The organism is Streptomyces sp. NPDC040410 (genome assembly GCF_055595715.1).
Window position 1 is genome coordinate 63,220 of the sequence record NZ_JBVIVK010000005.1, and the last position, 18,920, is coordinate 82,139.

19 protein-coding genes are annotated in these 18,920 nt (G+C 70.4%); 8 read left to right on the forward strand and 11 right to left on the reverse strand.

Translation table 11 applies throughout. The features are described 5' to 3' along the window. Positions 1 to 15: 15 nt before the first annotated feature. Positions 16 to 984, reverse strand: coding sequence for an anti-sigma factor RsbA family regulatory protein (locus ACZ562_RS12500; RefSeq protein ID WP_471177040.1), 969 nt, complete (start codon positions 982 to 984; stop codon positions 16 to 18). After that, positions 981 to 1,334, reverse strand: coding sequence for an STAS domain-containing protein (locus tag ACZ562_RS12505; RefSeq protein WP_471177042.1), 354 nt, complete (start codon positions 1,332 to 1,334; stop codon positions 981 to 983). The genes ACZ562_RS12500 and ACZ562_RS12505 overlap by 4 nt, the downstream gene beginning before the upstream one ends. A 181-nt stretch (positions 1,335 to 1,515) precedes the next feature. Here ACZ562_RS12505 and ACZ562_RS12510 point away from each other — a divergent pair, with 181 nt between their 5' ends. After that, a complete protein-coding gene (locus ACZ562_RS12510) occupies positions 1,516 to 2,208 on the forward strand; it encodes an STAS domain-containing protein (protein WP_471177044.1) in 693 nt (230 codons plus the stop codon). 20 nt (positions 2,209 to 2,228) lie between these two features. On the opposite strand, the gene ACZ562_RS12515 is transcribed toward ACZ562_RS12510, so the two are convergent. After that, positions 2,229 to 3,368 carry a PucR family transcriptional regulator gene (locus ACZ562_RS12515; RefSeq protein WP_471177864.1) on the reverse strand — a complete coding sequence of 380 codons (1,140 nt, stop codon included), beginning with the start codon at positions 3,366 to 3,368 and terminating at the stop codon, positions 2,229 to 2,231. 166 nt (positions 3,369 to 3,534) lie between these two features. Between ACZ562_RS12515 and ACZ562_RS12520 the strand changes: the two genes are divergently transcribed. Further along, positions 3,535 to 5,022 carry a long-chain-fatty-acid--CoA ligase gene (locus ACZ562_RS12520; RefSeq protein ID WP_471177047.1) on the forward strand — a complete coding sequence of 496 codons (1,488 nt, stop codon included), beginning with the start codon at positions 3,535 to 3,537 and terminating at the stop codon, positions 5,020 to 5,022. Positions 5,023 to 5,169: 147 nt separating this feature from the next. Continuing rightward, positions 5,170 to 5,481, forward strand: coding sequence for a putative quinol monooxygenase (locus tag ACZ562_RS12525; RefSeq protein WP_471177049.1), 312 nt, complete (start codon positions 5,170 to 5,172; stop codon positions 5,479 to 5,481). Positions 5,482 to 5,589: 108 nt separating this feature from the next. Here the strand turns inward: ACZ562_RS12525 and ACZ562_RS12530 are convergent, their stop codons facing one another. The 4 genes from ACZ562_RS12530 to ACZ562_RS12545 all read right to left on the reverse strand — a co-directional run bounded on the left by ACZ562_RS12530 (position 5,590) and on the right by ACZ562_RS12545 (position 11,861). After that, positions 5,590 to 7,311 (reverse strand): VanW family protein, encoded by a 1,722-nt coding sequence (locus ACZ562_RS12530; protein WP_471177052.1) that lies wholly within the window; start codon positions 7,309 to 7,311, stop codon positions 5,590 to 5,592. Between the two features lie 393 nt (positions 7,312 to 7,704). Beyond that, entirely contained in the window at positions 7,705 to 10,065 is a 2,361-nt protein-coding gene (locus ACZ562_RS12535) for an arylsulfatase (RefSeq protein ID WP_471177054.1), read from the reverse strand. 211 nt (positions 10,066 to 10,276) lie between these two features. Further along, positions 10,277 to 11,449 carry a hypothetical protein gene (locus ACZ562_RS12540; protein WP_471177057.1) on the reverse strand — a complete coding sequence of 391 codons (1,173 nt, stop codon included), beginning with the start codon at positions 11,447 to 11,449 and terminating at the stop codon, positions 10,277 to 10,279. Next, entirely contained in the window at positions 11,421 to 11,861 is a 441-nt protein-coding gene (locus ACZ562_RS12545) for a hypothetical protein (RefSeq protein WP_471177867.1), read from the reverse strand. The genes ACZ562_RS12540 and ACZ562_RS12545 overlap by 29 nt, the downstream gene beginning before the upstream one ends. A gap of 211 nt (positions 11,862 to 12,072) precedes the next feature. Between ACZ562_RS12545 and ACZ562_RS12550 the strand changes: the two genes are divergently transcribed. Then, entirely contained in the window at positions 12,073 to 12,762 is a 690-nt protein-coding gene (locus ACZ562_RS12550) for a lysostaphin resistance A-like protein (protein ID WP_471177059.1), read from the forward strand. A gap of 217 nt (positions 12,763 to 12,979) precedes the next feature. Here ACZ562_RS12550 and ACZ562_RS12555 read toward each other — a convergent pair whose 3' ends face one another. Further along, on the reverse strand, positions 12,980 to 13,585 hold the full coding sequence (locus tag ACZ562_RS12555) for a CGNR zinc finger domain-containing protein (protein WP_471177061.1): 606 nt from the start codon (positions 13,583 to 13,585) through the stop codon (positions 12,980 to 12,982). A gap of 68 nt (positions 13,586 to 13,653) precedes the next feature. Here ACZ562_RS12555 and ACZ562_RS12560 point away from each other — a divergent pair, with 68 nt between their 5' ends. Beyond that, on the forward strand, positions 13,654 to 14,526 hold the full coding sequence (locus tag ACZ562_RS12560; protein ID WP_471177064.1) for an alpha/beta fold hydrolase: 873 nt from the start codon (positions 13,654 to 13,656) through the stop codon (positions 14,524 to 14,526). 60 nt (positions 14,527 to 14,586) lie between these two features. Here ACZ562_RS12560 and ACZ562_RS12565 read toward each other — a convergent pair whose 3' ends face one another. From ACZ562_RS12565 to ACZ562_RS12575, 3 genes are all read right to left on the reverse strand, one after another. Continuing rightward, positions 14,587 to 15,303, reverse strand: coding sequence for a pyridoxamine 5'-phosphate oxidase family protein (locus ACZ562_RS12565; protein ID WP_471177068.1), 717 nt, complete (start codon positions 15,301 to 15,303; stop codon positions 14,587 to 14,589). A gap of 262 nt (positions 15,304 to 15,565) precedes the next feature. After that, positions 15,566 to 16,168, reverse strand: a complete 603-nt coding sequence (locus ACZ562_RS12570) for a gamma carbonic anhydrase family protein (RefSeq protein WP_471177071.1) — start codon at positions 16,166 to 16,168, stop codon at positions 15,566 to 15,568. A gap of 186 nt (positions 16,169 to 16,354) precedes the next feature. Then, positions 16,355 to 16,738 (reverse strand): hypothetical protein, encoded by a 384-nt coding sequence (locus ACZ562_RS12575; protein ID WP_471177074.1) that lies wholly within the window; start codon positions 16,736 to 16,738, stop codon positions 16,355 to 16,357. A gap of 191 nt (positions 16,739 to 16,929) precedes the next feature. Between ACZ562_RS12575 and ACZ562_RS12580 the strand changes: the two genes are divergently transcribed. From ACZ562_RS12580 to ACZ562_RS12590, 3 genes are read left to right on the forward strand one after another with little or no spacing between them, the layout of a single operon-like run. Further along, a complete protein-coding gene (locus tag ACZ562_RS12580; RefSeq protein ID WP_471177077.1) occupies positions 16,930 to 17,295 on the forward strand; it encodes an ArsR/SmtB family transcription factor in 366 nt (121 codons plus the stop codon). Continuing rightward, on the forward strand, positions 17,292 to 17,825 hold the full coding sequence (locus tag ACZ562_RS12585) for an SRPBCC family protein (protein WP_471177080.1): 534 nt from the start codon (positions 17,292 to 17,294) through the stop codon (positions 17,823 to 17,825). Before ACZ562_RS12580 ends, ACZ562_RS12585 begins: the two co-directional genes overlap by 4 nt. 4 nt (positions 17,826 to 17,829) lie before the next feature. Next, positions 17,830 to 18,384: a TIGR03086 family metal-binding protein gene (locus ACZ562_RS12590; RefSeq protein WP_471177082.1), complete on the forward strand. Its 555-nt coding sequence runs from the start codon at positions 17,830 to 17,832 to the stop codon at positions 18,382 to 18,384. The last annotated feature ends 536 nt before the right edge of the window (positions 18,385 to 18,920 follow it).

The window sequence follows — 18,920 nt, forward strand, 5'->3', positions numbered from 1 at the left end:
CTGCCCTGGCGGCCGTCAGCGGCCGAACCAGCACCGTACGGTGGTCCCTTCCTCCCCCGTGTGCACGCGCACCAGGTCGGCGACCAGGTTGACCAGGAGCAGCCCGCGGCCGCCGCGCTGGTCGCGGGGGGCGGGCCGCCGGCCGGCCAGCGGGTCCGTCAGCCGGCCCTTGTCGTGCACCTCGCACACCACGTGCCCGCCCTCGGCCCACACCCGCAGCGCGCCCGAACCGCCGCCGTGCACCACGCTGTTGGTGGTGAGCTCGGCGATGACCAGGGTCAGGTCCTGCAGCCGGACGCCCGCGAGGCCCAGCCGCGCACCCTCGTCGGTGGCGATGTGCCGGGCCTGCGGCAGCGAGCCGGCGTCGAAGGGGAAGGACGGGACGTCCGGTACGGCCGGCAGCGGCTCGTTGTAGCGGGCGACGACGTCCGTGGGATCGTACGCGCCGCTGTCCTGCTCCTGTCCGGACCCGGAGAGGATCACGGTGGGGTGGGTGGCGTAGGCGTCCGCGATGACGCGGGCGTCCAGGCAGCGTGTGTCGTACGGACACAGGATGGTCACCGTGCGGCCCCGGAAGGCCGCGTTGATCAGCGCTTCGTGCTGGACGCAGGCCGGATACTCGGTCATCGTGCGGCCGGCCCAGATCGGCTCGCCGATGATCCGCACCCGGCGGCCGGCCGGCTGGGCGTCGGCGAAGGCGCGCAGCACCCCCGGGATGATCCGGCCGGGATTGCGCCCGGCCTCCCGCATGTCCAGGAACCGCACGGCGTCGGCGGCGTCACCGAGCCCGTCCCGGATCAGCCGCAGGTTGTCCCCGGGCACCGCCACCGCCACCGGGTCGCCGGCCGCCAGCCCCGCACGTACGAAAGGAACCGTTCCTGCGAGGTACTCCTGCTCGTCGCCGTAGAAGAGGGCGGGATGGACGAAGGGATCGGCCGGGCCGACGGAGCCGAAGGCATCGAAGGGTTCGGTCGCGGCACTCATGACATCGACACCTCGATCGCCGAAAGGTCGGGCCAGAACATCTCCAGCACGCGTCGCAGGGCGGGCGGCGGCTGGTGCAGTACGATCCGCCGGCCGTCCTCCAGCCGCTGGGCGGCGGACGCGAGCGCTCCGGCACCGGCGACATCTACGAAGGTCACGGCGGACAGTTCCAAGTAGTACACGTCCCCGTCCTCGCGCACGACTCGCTCCAGCACGCGCTCCCAGATCGCGTGCGTCGCCAGACCGACCTCGCCGACCACACGCAGACCGCTCCGCCCCGTCAGCGGCGACACCCTCAGCCGCGGGGTCACGCCGACGGCCCCGGCCGATGCCTGACAACGGATGCCCACACCCTCTCCCCACTTCCGCCGGGTCCGGACGGTCGAGATCGCACGTACCCCCACGGCAACTCCTCATTCCCCGGGCGGGTGTGTACTACGCCGAACGGCGGGCAGGCGGACACACAACGTCACGCAGAGTACCGGGACCGACAAGGCGAGGACCGACGAGCGGGAACAAAAGGGCGGGGACATGACCTCAGCGGCACACACACCTCTCGCAGCGCAGCTGAACACCCTGGTCATCGACCGGCATGTGGACGCGGGCCGGACGGTGCTCGCGCCCCGGGGAGAGCTTGTGCACGGCTGCGCGGCCACGCTGGCCGAGACACTGGACGAACTGCCGGCGGGCACCCACCGGGTCGACCTGGACATGTCCGGGGTGGTGTTCATGGACACGGCCGGACTGCAGTTCCTGGAGCTCCTCGCCGACCACGGTCACCGGCGGCGGATACCGGTGTCGGCCACGCGCTGGAACGGGCAGCCCCGCCGGATCCTGGAACTGGCCGGACTGGACAGCACCGATCCACTGCGTGCGACGGCCCACCGCGCCGCCCCGGAAGCGCAGTCCGCCGCCGCAGCGGTGGCACTGGAACGTGCCGAACAGCTGCACCTGCTGCAGGAGGAGGTCGAGCAGCTGCGCCACGCGATCGTCTCCCGCCCGGTGATCGACCAGGCGCGCGGCGTCCTGATGGCGACCCACGCCATCACCCCCGACCAGGCATGGCACGTCCTGCGCGAGGCCTCCCAGCTCTCCAACACCAAGCTCCGCACCGTCGCCGCGGCGGTCACCGCGAGCGCCGAGACGGACGGCCCGCCGCCCTCGGAGGAACTGCGCACGGCCTTGCGGACGGCGATCGGCCACCAGGCGAGGCAGGACATGTAGGGCGAGACCCGCAGGCCGCGTCAGCGACGGACCGCCAGAAGCGCGGCGCCGATGTCCGCCGCCGCTCGTGGATCGGACAGGGAACGGCCCGTCAGCTCCTCGATGCGGCGCAGCCGGTAACGGACGGTGTTGGGGTGGACGAAGAGGCTCCGCGCCGCGTCGATGGCGGAGCCGGCGGCGGCGAACCAGTGTTGGAGGGTTTCCAGGAGACGGGCACGCTCCGCGGCCGGGAGATCGAGCAGGGGCCGAAGGACCACCTCCACCAGGTGCGCCGCCTCAGCCGGGGCGGCGGCGACGACCATCGCCAGCGGGTCGTCGTCGAACCGGGCGACGCCGGGGCCGGTGCCCTGCAGGCCGGCCAGGGCCAGACGGGCGAAGCGCAGGGCCTGGGGGGTGTCCCGCAGCGAGTGGAAGCAAGGGCTGACACCCACGCGGGCGCGGGCGCGGCGAAGGATGCGCAGGCAGGTGTTCTCCGCCGTCGGCGTGGGCAGGGCGACCAGACCGATCTGCTGGTCGGGCAACAGCCGCCAGGCAGACATGACGTGTGCGTGGCGCAGCGCGGCTTCCGTCCCCGCCAGCGGCTCCTCGCCGGGAGCGCCGGCCGCCGCCGCGGCGACCACGTAGGGTCCGCGGTCGGGCAGACCCAGCTCGCCGGCGGCCTCCCACAGCGTGCTGTCGGCGATGACGCCGGTGAACAGCGCCTCCACCAGTGCCGAGCGGCGCGCCTGACGCCGCGAGGTCAGCTCGGCGGACGTCTCCCGGTAGGCCGCCGCCACCGCCTCCGCGTAGAGACCGAACAGCGCCCAGACCTCCGCCGACTGGGACACCAGTTGGGCGTCGGAGACCTCGGGATGCGTGCGTGCCTCCACGAGGATCTCCGTCCACAGGAGCTCGAAGCCGATCCGGTACGCGTGCAGGGTGTCCGCCAGCGGCACGCCCTGCTCGGCGCGGAGGCGGCCGGTCTCCCGGGCCGGGTTCGGATCGCGGGCGTCCGCGCGGCTCAGCTGTTTCAGGAGCAGGTCCGCGTTGGCGGTGCAGGAGCGGCGCAGCGAGTCGAAGGGGATCAGCGACTCGTCCTTGTAGGCATCGACGTCCGAGCGGATGCGCTGCGCCATCCGCTCACCCAGTTCCGGCAGCCTCGCATGAAGCGCCGAGGCCACCCCTGAGATCTTCATTCCCGCAGCTTAACGCCCTTGTTTTGTACCCGGGAACAATCCGGGACGGGAGACGCTGTCATGCCGCACGTAGGCCGTCGCACCGGACGACAGCACGATGTCGTCGACGTGAACAACGGATTTCAACAAATGACGTTCGTGGAGGCGGGTCATGGCCAATCTGGCGGAGTTCCTGGTGGAGACGGCACGGCGGCAGCCGGAACGCCCCGCGCTGCGGCTGGGGGCCCAGGTCACCAGCTACGCGGAGCTCGACGAGCGCAGCGCCCGCGCCGCCGCGCTGCTGCGGGCCGAGGGCGTGCGACCGGGAGACCGGGTCGCTCTGATGCTGCCGAACGTTCCCGAGTTCGTCGTCCTGTACTACGGCGTGCTGCGCGCCGGAGCGGTCGTCGTGCCGATGAACCCGCTGCTGAAGACCCGGGAGACCGAGTACCACCTGGGCGACTCCGGCGCGGTGATGCTCTTCGAGTGGCACCAGGCGCCGGGCGAGGGGGCGCAGGGCGCGGCCGCCGCCGGAGTGCGGCACATGGCCGTGGAACCCGCGGCGTTCGCCGGACTGCTGGCCGCACACGAGCCGCTGCACGAGGTGACTGGCACGGACGGCGAGGACGTGGCCGTGCTGCTGTACACCTCCGGTACCACCGGCCGTCCCAAGGGCGCCACGCTCACCCACGCCGGGCTGCGGCACAACACCGAGGTCAACACGGTCCACGTGCAGCGGATGACGGCGGAGGACGTGGTGGTGGGCTGTCTGCCGCTGTTCCACATCTTCGGCCAGATCTGCACCATGAGCGTGGCCGTCCGCAGCGGTGCCTCGCTCACCCTGATCCCCCGCTTCGAACCGCAGACGGTGCTGGACGCCATCGCCCGCGACCGGGCCACGGTCTTCGAGGGCGTACCGACCATGTACGCGGCGCTGCTGCAGCACCCGTCGGAGGCGGACGTGTCGACGCTGCGGATGTGCGTCTCCGGCGGGGCCTCGCTGCCGGTGGAGGTCCTGCACGGCTTCGAGCGGCGCTTCGGCTGCGTCGTCCTGGAGGGCTTCGGCATGTCCGAGACCAGTCCGGTGGTCACGTTCAACCACCCCGACCGGCCGCGCAAGGCCGGGTCCATCGGCACCCCGATCCAGGACGTGGAGGTGCGGCTCCTCGACGACAAGGGCCAGGACGTGGCTCCCGGCGGGATAGGCGAACTGGCCGTCCGCGGGCCGAACGTGATGAAGGGGTACTGGAACCGCCCGCAGGAGACGGCGGCCGCCATCCCGGACGGCTGGCTGCGCACCGGCGACCTCGCACGCCAGGACGAGGACGGCTACCTCTACATCGTCGACCGCAAGAAGGACATGATCATCCGCGGCGGCTACAACGTCTACCCCCGCGAGATCGAGGAGGTGCTCCACGAGCACCCGGCCGTCGCGCTGGCCGCGGTGGTGGGCGTGGCGGACGCGCATCTGGGCGAGGAGATCGCGGCCGCGGTGGTGCTGCGCCCGGGCGCGCAGGCCACGCCCGACGAGCTCCAGCGGTTCGTCAAGGACCGGGTGGCGGCGTACAAGTACCCGCGCCAGGTGTGGCTCTCGGACACACTGCCGACCGGCCCGAGCGGCAAGATCCTCAAAAGGGAGATCGCCGCGCCGGCGGGGTGACCTGAATACGAACGGCTGCGCCTGTGCGCGTACCACGGCCACCCCCGGACACGCTGGGCCCGCTGCCGGGTCCGCCGGGGGCGGATGTGGTGTGGCGGCGATCGTAAACTCGGCGGAGGCCACAACCGTGTACGGAGGGGAGACCCGGTGCCTGACAGCCGACCAAGCGTCCATATCGTCATTTTGCGGCTGCGCCCTGAAGCGAGCCGTGAGAGGTTCCTCGACGTCACGCGCCGGATGGTGGGCTGGCTCCGGCTTCAACCCGGCTTCGTGAGTTACGAACTCTACGAGGCGGAGAAGAACTGGGCCGACCGACTTGAGTGGGAGAGCACTGCCCACGCCGAGCAAGGCCGGCAGTCGTTCCTGGCGACCGATATCTACGCCGAGATGATCCAGTACGTAGAGGACGACCACCATGGCATCATCGGCCGGCGCGTCCCGCTGGTGAGCAGTTCCTGAACCACGCAAGCACGCCGAAGACGCCGTCCGGCACCGGGGACCAGGCGCCTCGGTCGCCCAGGAATTTCACGCAGGGCCGCGGGCGGCGACTGAAAGGGCCGAAGGGACCTACGGCCGGTCCCGCCCAGGGGCTTCGCAGGTGATCTCGTCACGCGGGGTGTAGTGGGTGTGGAACGGCTCCCGCCGCACTTCCCTGCCGTCGTCGTAGAAGACCCGCTCGACGGTGACGTCGAAGCCCTCGAGCGGGGTCTGCGGCACGCAGTCCTTGCCGGTGCTCACCTTCCGCTCCGGCGGTTCCACGTTGGTCCGGGGCCCCTTGACCGACTTGATCTCGTCGTACTTCTTGGTGCCGAGGAAGGTGACGGTCACCGAGGTGTCGGTGGACTCGGCCTGGATGTAGATGGCGTTGCCGGAGTCGTTGGTGAACCTGAGATCGAGGCTGCCCCAGGCGACCGTCGCCTCCCGGCCCTCCGGGTAACGCTCGATGTAGAAGGAGTGGGCGCCGTGCTCCACGGGCTCGACCCCGGCGAAGAACAGCGCGTTGAACACGGTCGTCGCCACGGAGGAGACACCACCGCCGGACGCCTTGGTGAACTGGTCGTCGAGGATCATGATGCCCTCGACGAAGCCATTGGCCTCGGTGCGCTCGCCCACGGTCCGGTTGAAGCTCCAGGTCTCGTCGGGCAGGACGACGGAGCCGTTGATGAGTTGCGCGGCCCGCCCGATGTTCTTCGTGCGGTAGGCGGCCGGTTCGAAGTGGACCGTGAAGGAGGACATCTTCTCCGTCAGCCCCAGCCGCGCCGCGTTCTCGCGGGTCACCTCCGGCTGGATCACTCGCGCGGCCACCTCCCCGGTACGGGCGGCGCCCGCCTTGGTGAGCAGCGGCAGCACGGCGTCGCTCAGCGCCTTGCCGGTGACCTGTACGCCGGTGCGGGCGTCGTCGGCCACCACGACCTGGTCGCCGTCCAGGCGCAGCCTGGCGTTCTCGGCCGTGGTGGTGATGCCGGCCAGGGGACGGGCCACCGCGGGGGCGGCACGCAGGCCCTTGCCGTCCAGCCTCGGCGTCAGCCTGCCGGAGTCGTCCGGCCGCATCGTCAGGTGCTCGCCCAGCACGGCCTGGCTGATCGTGAAGTCTCTGCCGCCCGCGGTGAGGGTGACGGGCGCCGACATGGCCGGCTGCGCGAAGTCGCGCACCGCTCGCCGCACCTCCTCCGCCGTGACGTTCGGCTCGGTCTCGCGGGCGGGCAGGGCCGTGACCGTGCCCGCCCCGCCGCGCAGGAAGGAGGTCCGCAGGGTGCCGACCGCGGCGTCCACGTCCAGTGCCTCGCCCCGGCGCGGAGCCACCTGCCCGACCCGGCCGTCGTTGAAGGTGACGGCGCCGTCGCGGACCTTCCGGTCGAGTGTCTTCGCCAGCTTCCCGAGAGCGGTGCGGGCCTTGTCCTCGTCGAGGCGTACGACCGGCTCGATCTCACCGCCCGAGGGGAAGAACCCGCCGATCACACTGACGGGGTCGGAGGCGGTGCGCGCTGCGCGGTCGACGGTCCGCTCGGCGTCGAAGGTGAGTCCGGCCTGCCGCGGGTCGACGGTGCCGCTGCGGTCGCCGAGCCTCACGGCCAGCTCCTGCGAGCCGGCCGCCGCCAGGTGCGTGTCCAGCTTGCGGATGGCCTCCGTCCGGCTGAGGCCCCCGATGTCCACCCCGCGCACCGTCGTACCCGCCTCGATCTCGCCGCCCGTGAGCAGCAGCCCTGTCAGATACAGACCGCCGACGCCGACGGTCAGGGCACCGCTGGTCAGGGCAAGGGGCGGCACGAAGGCTATTCGGGGGCGCATGGGTCTCCCGGACGGGTATCAGGGGGCGGTACACGCGATGACACAAAGCCGCGTACAGGACAAGCACCTCAAGCTACCCATAACCGACGATGAACGCGTATGTCCCAGATCACTTCTGGCCATTCGCACGCGGCCGGCCAGGAGCCATGCGCCGGTTCGCGGTGCTACGGCCGCATCGTGAGGACGGGGTTCCGCTGGTGTGGGCCGCCGAGGCGGGCGTGGCCTGTCGGACCGCGCAGCGGTGGGCCGCCGCCTACCGGGACCGGGGTCTTGCCGGTCTCGTCCGAGCCCGGCGCTCGGACACAGGTCGGACCCGGCCTGGCACGTCTGCGGCATTGCTCTGAAGGTCACACACGCGGACTTGCCGATGACCGGCCGGCTACGGGGCCGCGCCTACTGGCGGGCCATGTGCATGCGCATCTCGCTCTCGGCGTCGACGATGAGGTCTCCGGACAGGTCGACGGTGACGCCGTGAAGGGTGCCGGTGAAGCGGAACGGTGCCTGGTAGTCGGGGGTGACGGCCGATCCGGGGTTGGCGCCGCAGGCCATGCCACCGGGGTTGAAGGCGATCGGGGTGGTGACCGGCATATCGGTCTCGCCGACGAGGCGCCCGTCGATGTACAGCTGGGCCCGGCCGGGTGCGCCCTTGCCGTGGGCGATGTCCGGGGCGCCGGTGGGCTCGAACTCGAAACGCAGGGTGTGCCGCCCCTCGGGCACGCTCTCGCTGGAGGCCACGTGGTGCAGGGTCCGCTGGACGTAGTTGTGGGCGTAGTGGAGGTGGCCGTCCTTGAGGTAGAGGGACCAGCCGCCGGCGTTGGTGCCCTGGCAGAGCAGGACGCCCCCCGCGCCGCCGGGCGGGATCTCGACGTCGGCGGTGACGCTGTGCGGGCGGTTGAGGACCCGGGGCGCGACCGCGGCGGGCACGGCCTGGGTACCGGAACGGAAGGTGTAGCTGGTGCGGGCCTCGGTGATCTGCGGGCGCTCGGTCATGATGCGCTGCAGGACGCTTCCGTCGATCGGCATCACGTTGTACCTGCCCGCCTCCACGTACCACAGCGCGATCATCTCGATCAGCTTGCTGCGGTGCTCCTGGGCGAGGTTCCTGGTCTCGGCGATGTCCTCGTCGACGTGGTAGAGCTCCCAGTGGTGGGCGTCGAGGTCGTCGAGGTCGGCCATGGTGATCGGGGTGCCGAAGGGCCGCTCGGCCTCCTCGAAGGAGGGCCCGGGCCAGGGGCAGACCGCCCGCCACCCGTCGTGGTCGATCGCCCGGTGCCCGAGCATCTCGTAGTACTGGGTACGGTGGCGACTCGCCGCGTCGGCGTCGTCGAAGGTGTGCGCGAAGCTGACCCCGTGGAGGGGCGACTGGGTGACACCCCGAATGGTCGCGGGCGGCTCGACCCCGAGCACGTCCAGGACGGTGGGGACCATGTCGATGATGTGCGCGAACTGGCCGCGGATTTCACCGCGGGCCTGAATGCCGTCGGGCCAGTGGACGAGGAACGGGTCGCTGACGCCGCCGCGGTAGGTCTCCCGCTTCCACCGACGGAAAGGCGTGTTGCCCGCCCATGTCCAGCCCCACGGGTAGTGGTTGAACGTGGCCGGGCCGCCGATCTCATCGATCCGCGCCAGGCTCTCCTCCAGCGACTCGGGCGCGTTGTTGAAGAACTGCAGCTCGTTGGTGGTTCCGGTCACCCCGCCCTCGGCGCTCGCCCCGTTGTCGGAGACCACCATGATCAGCGTGTTGTCGAACTCGCCGGTCTCCTTCAGGAACTCCACCAACCGCCCGATGTGGTGGTCGGTGTGGGAGAGGAACCCCGCGTAGACCTCCATCATCCGCGCCGCGAGGCGCCGCGCGTCGGGCGTCAGCGACTCCCACGGGGGCACGTCCGGATCGTGCGGGGACAGCTGCGCGTCCGCCGACACCACGCCGAGCTCCTTCTGCCGAGCGAAGGTCTGCTCGCGGTAGGCTTCCCAGCCGTCGTCGAACCGGCCCCGGTAGCGGTCCGCCCACTCCTTCGGCACGTGATGCGGGGCATGGGTGGCGCCTGGGCACAGGTTCAGGAAGAACGGCTTGTCCGGGGCGACCTGCTTGGCATCGGCGATGAACGACATCGCCCGCTCGACCAGGTCCTCCGTCAGGTGGTAGCCCTCCTCCGGTGTGGCCGGCGGCTCGACCTGGTGGTTGTCGTAGACCAGGTCCGGGTACCACTGGCTGGAATCCCCGCCCAGGAACCCGTAGAACCGCTCGAAACCCCGCCCGAGCGGCCACCGGTCGTACGGGCCCGCTGCCGACTCCTGTTCCGAGGGCATCAGGTGCCATTTGCCGACCATGTACGTGTTGTAGCCGTGCTGCAGCAGCATCTCGGAGAGGAACCCGTTCTCGAACGGGATCTGCCCGTTGTAGCCCGGGTAGCCGGTGGCCAGCTCCGTGATCGCCGCCATGCCGTTGGCATGGTGGTTGCGGCCCGTCATGATGCAGGAGCGCGACGGCGAACACAGCGCGGTGGTGTGCATGTTGCTGTACAGGAGGCCGCCCGCGGCCAGCGCGTCCAGATTCGGCGTCTCGATCGGACTGCCGTAGCAGCCCAACTGCCCGAACCCGGTGTCGTCGAAAACGATGAACAGCACGTTCGGCGCACCCGCCGCCGCCCGCACCGGCTGCGGCCACGCCGGATTCGAGTCGTCGGTCGTCCGACCGATCACCCCCGGGAACCGCTGCCCCGGCCTGTACTCACTCCACGATGCCTGCGTCATTTCGTTCTCCGTCCCGTCATCGGCGCGAGCGCCGCTGATGTTTGTGGGCGGCCCTCCACAGGGCCTCTGGCCGACGCGGGGTTGCGATCGGAACGGCCGGACAGGGCCCCTGTCGTCGGCCGGGGCTCGACCCGGGCTTCTCCGCGCGGAGGCCGCCACTCCAGCAGGCTTCGCCGAAGTGACTTGTGCCCGGTCGCGGTGGCCACCCCGGCTACTCTCCCTGGGCCTGTTCGGGCCTTGTGCTCTGCTGGGCGGCCCGGCCGGTCGCTGCCAGCAGCGCGAGTACGGCGAGTACCGCGAGCAGGATGAGCACCAGCAGCAGGACGGTCAGCACTGTCGGGTAGCTCCACAGCGCGAGCACCAGGGCGAGGATCAGCAGAACACCGAGGGTGATCCACTGCCGGTGGGCGGCCGTCCAGGTCCCGACCCGTCCTGTGTGCACCCCGTGGGAAGCGCCCCAGCGCGCGGCGGAGTCGGCGGTGTGTTCGGCCGCGCCGCGAACGGCGCGCGGCAGGCGGCCGTGGCCGGACAGGTAGGCACCGATCGCCACCACCACTCCAAGCGCCAGCACCGTGCGGATGGTGATCCGCAGGAAGCGCAGCAGCGTGTCGAAGACCGCTGCTGCCGCTGCCGGGGACTGCACCTGCGCGGGCAGATGGCCGAGGTAGTAGTGGCGGATGATGACCAGGCCGATCGCGAGGACCAGGCAGGCTCCGGCCGCGCCCAGTGCTGTGGTCACCAGCGCGCGGCGCCGCCTGCGGGCGAGCAGCACCCCGATCACGCCGAGCAGTACCGTGAGCACGGGCATCCAGTTGCCGATCACGTCCAGTGCGTGGGCCAAGCCCTGGATCTTGGCGAGCTTGTCGGACTGGAAGAGCACCATCTGCTTGTTCACGTCGGGGATCTTCTCGGCCGGAGTCAGGCCGGCGTCCACGAGGTCCTGCTTGACCGTGTCCACGGCGGCGCCGACGTTGAGGGTGACCGTGCCGTCGCTGACCGAGACGGCACCCCGTCCGTGGCCGGTGAGGACATTCACGACGGCCGTGTGGACGGCGCGGTTGGCGTCGGTCCAGACGGTCTCGAACCTGTCGCTCTGTACGAAACGGGTCGCCGCCTTGGTGACCACGTCGTTGACCGCCTCGTCCAGCTTCGGCCCCAGGGACTTGATCCCCGCGGCCGCGCGCGGCGGCAGGCCCTGGGACTGCAGCCAGGACGCCACATCCGCCGCGACCTCGTTGCCGTTGACCCGGACGTCGGCGGCCGTGGCGATGCGGTTGACGGCGGCCGCCTCGATCGCCGGATTCGTCGCGAGCGGAGACATCGTCGAGACGTACCGGTCGGTGTCCAGCACGATGTCATGGACCCAGACCGTGAGGATGGCCACCGGGACGAGGATGCAGGTGAGCGTAATCAGCACAGCGGAGGCCACGCTCATCGCGATCCGCGTGGCACGTGAGGCACCCGTCCGGCCGGGTGGGGGCGGGACGGGGGCGGCTGCCCCATCGGGTGGCTCGGACGGGGACGGCTCGGACGGGGACGGCTCGGGCGGGGACGGCTCGGGCGGCGTACTCATGGCACTCCCGGGGACGATCGCGGCGAAACCGCCGCCCACCGTCCATTGGATACGCAACGCAACCGAAGTTGCACCTGGGGTTGCGCCCTTGGAGCGAGCGCATGCGGATCAGGTCGTAGCCGCGGACCTCACCGGTGGTCAGGGAGCCGGCCACGCGCAGCATGTCGCCCCAGTGCGCCCGGACCGGGTCCAGGCGCACGGTGTGCCGGGAGGCTTCCTGCAGGGCCCCTCATCTGAGATGAAATCACCTGGCGAACCGGAACGTGCTGACCTGGCCGTATGGCCCATGTCGCTGAACCGGTATCAAGATCACCGATCTACCGCCCAAACCCGGTCCGATCCTGCCCCAGGGCCTCACTCTCACCGGACGTGATCGACGGACTGGGCTCGCCGCTGCGGACCGGACCGCCCCGACGGAGGATCCTGGAATCAGGATGCGGATCGTCTGTGTCGTTGTCGTCCTGGTCGCCGCGAACCTGCTCAACAACTGGCTCGTGCGGAGCCCCAACGCGTACGTGCTCACGTGTGTGACCGCGACGGCCGCACTCATACTGATCGCCCGCTGGGACGGTCTCACCCCGGCCGATCTGGGGCTCGACGCGGCGGGTGTGCGCCGCGGACTGCGGTGGGCGCCCGTCCTGGCCGCCGCCGTCCTCGTCGTCTTCCTGCTCCTTCTCGCCGTTCCGGCCGGCCGAGAGGCGTTCCAGGATGCCAGGGCGGTCGGCCTGTCCGCGGAGCAGCTGCTGTGGCGGGTGCTGGTGCGGGTCCCGTTCGCGACCGTGCTGCTGGAGGAGACCGCGTTCCGCGGTGTTCTGTGGGCCATGGTCCGACGCCGACGCGGAGCGGCGTGGGCCACCGCCGTGTCGTCACTGCTCTTCGGTCTCTGGCATCTGCTGCCGTCCCGCGGACTCAATCGTTCCAACAGCGCCGTGGCGACGGCTTTCGGAAGCAGTCCGGCAGACGTGACACTGACCGTCATGGTGGGCGTCGCGGCCATGACCGCCGCGGGGGTGGTCCTGTGCGAGCTGCGGCGCCGTTCCGGCAGCCTGCTGGCTCCGGCGGCGCTGCACTGGGCGATCAACGGTTTCGGCTACGCGCTGGCCTGGGCGGCGCCCAGGTGGTGACCGCCCGGGTCGCCGCGCATCACCTGGTACGCCGCCGCCGGGAGCTCTCCGAGGACCTGACACTCACCCGGACCCTGTTGGCCGAACGAAGCGGTCGCGTCCCGCCAGCCTCCGCGAACCGCCGTACGACGCTCCAGGCTGCCCGCCGCATTCGGCGGGCAGCCTTTCGGTGACTCCGCGGGGCCGCGACCGGGCATGACCGAGGGCGCCCCCTTCCTCACCCCTCAGGGACGTGATCCCGCCGTTTCGCCCGCTCCTGGTGGAGGCGGACCTTGGTGCGGTTGCCGCAGCGCGACATGGAGCACCAGCGGCGGTTGTGGGCGGGTGAGCGGTCGACGAAGCGCAGGCCGCAGCGGTCGGAGCCGCAGACCCGTATCCGTCGGATCTCGGCGGAGGTAAGCAGGTCGATGGCGTCCTGAGCGATGAGCCCGAGTGCGGTTTCGGAGTGGTCGGCGAGGTTCGCGGTGCCCGCGCGCTCCAGGCGCCCGCCCCTGACGACGAGTTGGGGGGCGGGTACGGGGGCGGCCGCCGCCGATCGGTTGAGCAGCGTCACGTCCTCCGGCGCGGGCAGTCCGCCGTCCGCCACCTCGCGTACCGTCCGGTCGACCGCTTCCCGCAGTAGCCGGCCGGATGTGAGAACGGCCTCCGCCGCGGGGGCGGGGTCGCCCGGTTCGAGCAGGCCGGCCTCGTGAAGCCAGCGCGTCAGGTCGCCCGGCTCACGGAGGGTCTCCTCGGGAGTGGTCCTCCACCGGTGCCGGAGGGTGTTGACGAAGTCCAGGCAGACCCGCCCGCCGTCCCAGATCCACAAGTCGTCCGTTGTCACGGCTCCATTGTGCACGCTAACTTAACCCCCTAAGAAGGTTAGTCCCACTTTTCCGAGGAGAGTCATCCATGGGGCAGCTGACAATGACGACCGGTGTGACACGGGTGGACGGGGTCCGCCTGCACTACGTGCGAGCGGGTTCCGGCCCCCTGCTCGTCCTGCTCCACGGCTGGCCGCAGACCGCTCTGTGCTGGCGCCCCGTCCTCGCGGAGCTCGCCGCCCACCACACCGTCGTCGCCCCCGACCTGCGCGGATACGGGCTGAGTGACAAGCCCGTATCCGGTTACGACAAGCGGCGGATGGCCGCGGACATGGCCGGCCTGGTGGAGGCACTCGGCTTCGAGCGGGCCGCGGTCGTCGGCCACGACCGCGGCGCCCGCGTCGCGCACCGCTGGGCGCTGGACCGCCCGGACCAGCTGGAACGGCTGGCCGTGCTCGATGTCGTGCCGACCCGGGAGATGTTCCGCCGCATCGACGCGACGGTCGCCTCCGGGTACTGGCACTGGCTGTTCCATCTCCAGCCTGACCTGCCCGAGCGCCTGGTGGGGCATGACGTCCGCGGGTATCTGGAGTACTTCTACGAGCGGTGGACCTACAACCGCCACGGGCTGACACCCGAAGCGGTCGATGCCTATGTCGAGGCGTTCTCCCGCCCCGGCGCCCTGCGCGCGGGCTTCGACGACTACCGCGCCCAGGAACAGGACCTCGCACTGGACGACGCGGACGCCGCAGCGGGCCGCCGCCTCACCATGCCGGTGCTGGCGCTGTGGGGGTCAGCAGGGCTGCCGGCCCGTCTGCCCACACTGGAGATCTGGCGCGAGTACGCGGAGAACGTCACCGGCGCGGAGATCCCCGAATGCGGCCACTTCATCGCGGAGGAGCGCCCCGAGGCCCTGCTGGAACATCTGCGCGGCTTCCTGGCCGACGGCACGGTCCGGTGACGGCGGCACCGGCAACCGGCGGTGGATCCCGCCGACGCCCCGGCCGGTGACCGTCTTCAGTCAGCCGTCCGAGGCGGTCAGGCCACGTGCCGACCCGGGCGACCGCCCGACGAGCGGGGCCAGGTGGGCGGGAACCGGTACGCCGTCGGGAAGGGCCGGATCCGGCTCCGGAACGCCCCATGCCGACCGCAGCGGCAGCACGCCGGCCCAGAGGCCCAGCGCGGCGTCGGGTCCGTCTCCGTCCTCGGGGGGCCCGGTGCGCAGCTTCACCGAAGCTTCGTCCAGCGACAGCGCCAGCAAGGTGGTGGCGGCCAGTTCCTTGCGGCTGGGCTGCCTGGCGTAGTCCCACTGGCCGGGGGCGATGTGCTCGGTCAGGACCCGCAGGCCGGTGAGCTTCTCCACCGGGTCGGTCACGGTACGGGGCACGCCGTAGATCATCGCGCTGCGGTAGTTGACGCCGTGCTCGAAGACCGAGCGGGCCAGCACCAGGCCGTCGACATGAGTGACCGTCACACAGACGACGTCCGGGGGCGAGGCGGTCATGCTGCGGCTGGCGACCGAGCCATGGAGGTACAGGGTGTCCCCGTCGGTGCCGTACACGGTCGGTACGACCATCGGGGCACCCTCCACCATCACGCCGAGGTGGCACACGAAACCCGTCTCCAGGACGGCGTCCAGATCCGCGCGGCTCAGGCTGCCCTGCTCTCGCAGGCGGCGGTGGCGGGTGCGCCGGGTCTCGCGCAGGGCAGGGGCGGGGAACCCGGTTCGTTCCGTCATGCGTACCAGTCCTTCGGTCGGCGCGGTCGAGGACCCTCGACGGCAAGCTCACGAGAGACTATCGATTCAGTCGGTTAATCGCTACACCACAACTACATCGGTTGAAAATGCTCGACCTATCAACGAATTCCGCAAGTAGTGAGCCAGCCGTCAGAGGCCACGGCTACACCGCACGGCGGCCGGAGTGCCACTGCCCGAGGCTGGCGAATCACGCGACCGAACTGCGGTCCGGCCCGCCCGGTGCCGGACCGCGGGCGGCGGCTCAGAGCACTCGGTCGTCACGGTGACGGCCGAGGGCACGGCCGAACCGTTCCGAGACGGCCGGCATGAGGCTCTCGCCCGGCGCGGGCCGCTCCAGACCGAACACATAGCCGGGGAAGTCCAGTTCCCTCTGCACGGCCCAGATCGCCTCGTGCTCCTGCGGCGGAAGCACCTGCGCCGGATCACCGACGGCCACCCAGCCGATCGGCACCATGGCATCCGCTGGCAGCACCGTGCGCAGATGCACCGTCCCGTTGATCCGCACCTCGGAACGCGTCCCGATCCGGGCGCCGTTGAAGACCCGGCTGCCGGTTGCCAGGAACACCTCGTCCTCGACCGTGCATCCGGTCAGGTAGGAGCCCGGGCCCACGAGGACCTGGCGCCCCAGGCGGAGGGGATCGCGCCGCGTCCCGCGCAGGACCGCGTTCTCCATCACGATGCAGCCTTCGCCGAGTTCCACGGGCCCGCCCTCCGCGGTCAGCACCGCGCCGAACAGCACCCGGCACCCCGCACCGACACGCACATCTCCGCACAGGGTCGCCGTCGGGGCGACGTAGGCCGAGGGGTGAACGGTCGGTGAAACACCTTCATGGTCAATGAGCATGCCGGGATCATGCAGGACCCAAAACGCCCGATCCACTCATTTCCACTGGTCGATACGGAGGCTTCGTTACTCCCTCGATTCTCTGGCCTGACCAGCCTTTCAACCACGGCAGCCAGGCCGGTGGGCTACGGACGTCCGCCCCGGAGTCCGTCCATGAGGGCCCGCTCCCTTGCCGGGCCCGTCCCTCTATGTCGTGGCAGTCCGCAGTGCCGGCGCGAACAGAAGCGCGATGACAACGAGGTTGGTCACGGTGCCGAACGGCAGGTACCACAGACCGAGTACGGCCAGGACGAGGACCGCCCACCACGCCCCTTGCACCCGCGCGGCGAACGCGATGCCGGCAGCGAGGTAGGCGCTGGCGTACCCGACGAACGTCACTTTTGTCAGCATCGACCGTGGGTCGAGGCCCACTGCGGAGAGCAGGCCGGCCCAGGGGCCCAGCCGGCCCGCGTGTGTTCCGCTCTTCGGCGTGACGAAATCCCCGCTGAGAACGGCGTGCAGGCCGTCGAACAGCATCCATCCGCCGATGATCAAAATGAGGGTCAGGACAACCCAACCTGTCCAGTGCACGACGGACTCCTTGAGGCCCCAGCAGGGCGGTTTCACCACCGGTTTGTCAGCGGGAGACGCTATCGGATGCGGTGCGGCGCCGGCACTGAGGGGGAAGGTCCGCCGGTCCCCCTGACCCCGCCCCGACTCCGTTGACAATGCGAGAGCCCGACCCTAGGCTATTCAACCAATCGGTTGAATATGCGAGGTGCGTGGTGGCCGACGACCGGCTGACCCAGGTCTTTTCCGCACTGGCCGACCCGACCCGGCGCGACATCGTGACCCGGCTTGCCGCCGGGGACGCCACGGTCAACGAACTGGCCGAGCCGTACGACGTCACGGTGCAGGCCGTGTCCAAGCACATCAGGGTCCTGGAAGAGGCCGGTCTGGTCAGTCGCCGCAGGGACGCCCAGCGGCGGCCCTGCCACCTCGAAGCAGAGGTCCTCGACCTGATGGCGAAGTGGATCGAGCGTTACCGGCGTGAGGCGGAGGACCGTTTCCGTCGTCTCGATGCGCTCCTCGAGCAGATGGACGAGCAGCCGGTGGCGGACACCCCGACGGAGGAGGCGGCATCATGAGCACCAGCGACACGCAGCACCGCAACGAGACGCGAATCGAGGCCGACCCGGCTCTGCCGACGATCGTGATCACCCGGGAGTTCGACGCTCCGCCGGAGCGGGTGTTCCGGGCGTACACCGACCCTGATCTGGTTGTCCAGTGGCTCGGCCCGCGGCGGCTCACGATGCGGATCGACCGGTACGACGCACGCAGCGGTGGCTCCTATCGGTATGTGCATCGCGAGGACGACGGGACCGAGTACGGCTTCCACGGCGTGTTCCACGAGGTTCGCCCCGACGAGCGCATCGTGCAGACCTTCACCTTCGAGGGCTTCCCGGACGGCGTCAGCCTGGAGACGGCCGTCTTCGAGGACCTCGGTGGTCGCACCCGGGTCACCGCCAAGTCGCTCATGGACTCCATCGAGGCCCGCGACGCGATGCTCAGGAGCGGTATGGAACATGGCGTCCGCGAAGGCTACGAGCGGCTCGACGAACTGCTCGGCGGCGGCCGGAGCGGCAGCGCCGACACAGGCACCGACACAGGGGCTTGAGGCCATGACGAAGGCAGCCGATGAACACCGCACGGTCGCGCGCGTATTCACCGAACGCGTACGCGGCGCGCATCCAGAGGCATGGGACAACCCGGCGCCGTGCGAGGGGTGGGTCGCCCGAGACGTGGTGCGTCACCTCGTGGGGTGGTTCCCGGACTTCCTGAAGGCCGGTGCCGGCGTCGAACTGCCGAAAGGGCCGTCGGTGGACGACGACCCGGTAGCCGCCTGGGAGGTGCACTGCGACGGGGTACAGGCCCTCCTCGACGACCCCGCCACAGCGGACAGGACACTTTCGAACCAGCACATCGGGCAGATCCCTCTGGACCAGGCAGTGGGCCAGTTCTATACCGCTGACGTCTTCCTGCACACCTGGGACCTCGCACGGGCCACCGGCCAGGAGGAACGCCTCGACCCCGACAGGTGCGCCCAGTTGCTCGCCGGGATGCTGCCGCTCGACGAAGTCCTCCGCAAGAGCGGACACTACGGCCCCCGGGTCGAGGTACCCGAGAACTCCGACGTACAGACCCGCTTGCTCGCCTTCATCGGCCGCAAGCCCTGATGCCCGCCCCACGGCCCGTGCCGGCGCAGATCGCGCGCCACGCAAGCTTCACCGACAAGGCCCTGTCCGCCGGCCAGGCCGGCAACCTCAACGACGCCCTGGCAGTGCCGGCCAGAAACTGGTGGGGCGGGTGGGACTCGAACCCACGGCCGACGGATTATGAGTCCTTTGGGGATCTTGGCGGCCCTTGCGTTTCTACGCTAATCCATGACGTTCTTGCAGGTCAGACGGGGTGAACCGTGTCGGCGCTCCGCTACCTTTGTCGGTCTGTTCCTATCCTTGTGTCCCCAACGCGTCCCCAACGGGTCCAGAATGGACGACTTCACGGGGCCTGAGGCCGATCCCGCCAGCTCGGAAACCGGTCCTGAACCCACCCGCAGCGGATTGCCCTTCCATCGCGCAGCGGCTCCAGAAGCCACCTGCGCCAGCTTCGGCGACCAGACAGGCTAGGGATTTCGGCGGTCTCGGGGTCGCCGACACTCACAAGCGACTGCGGGGCAGTTCCAGATGCTCGCGCAGCCGCACGGAAAGTAGAT

Bases quoted from the DNA above. Each gene is read 5' to 3' on its own strand.
- ACZ562_RS12500 (WP_471177040.1), bottom strand. From the start codon at position 984: ATGAGTGCCGCGACCGAACCCTTCGATGCCTTCGGCTCCGTCGGCCCG.
- ACZ562_RS12585 (WP_471177080.1), top strand. From the start codon at position 17,292: ATGAGCACCAGCGACACGCAGCACCGCAACGAGACGCGAATCGAGGCC.
- ACZ562_RS12565 (WP_471177068.1), bottom strand. From the start codon at position 15,303: ATGACGGAACGAACCGGGTTCCCCGCCCCTGCCCTGCGCGAGACCCGG.
- ACZ562_RS12510 (WP_471177044.1), top strand. From the start codon at position 1,516: ATGACCTCAGCGGCACACACACCTCTCGCAGCGCAGCTGAACACCCTG.
- ACZ562_RS12520 (WP_471177047.1), top strand. From the start codon at position 3,535: ATGGCCAATCTGGCGGAGTTCCTGGTGGAGACGGCACGGCGGCAGCCG.
- ACZ562_RS12535 (WP_471177054.1), bottom strand. From the start codon at position 10,065: ATGACGCAGGCATCGTGGAGTGAGTACAGGCCGGGGCAGCGGTTCCCG.
- ACZ562_RS12570 (WP_471177071.1), bottom strand. From the start codon at position 16,168: ATGCTCATTGACCATGAAGGTGTTTCACCGACCGTTCACCCCTCGGCC.
- ACZ562_RS12560 (WP_471177064.1), top strand. From the start codon at position 13,654: ATGGGGCAGCTGACAATGACGACCGGTGTGACACGGGTGGACGGGGTC.
- ACZ562_RS12590 (WP_471177082.1), top strand. From the start codon at position 17,830: ATGACGAAGGCAGCCGATGAACACCGCACGGTCGCGCGCGTATTCACC.
- ACZ562_RS12550 (WP_471177059.1), top strand. From the start codon at position 12,073: ATGCGGATCGTCTGTGTCGTTGTCGTCCTGGTCGCCGCGAACCTGCTC.
- ACZ562_RS12530 (WP_471177052.1), bottom strand. From the start codon at position 7,311: ATGCGCCCCCGAATAGCCTTCGTGCCGCCCCTTGCCCTGACCAGCGGT.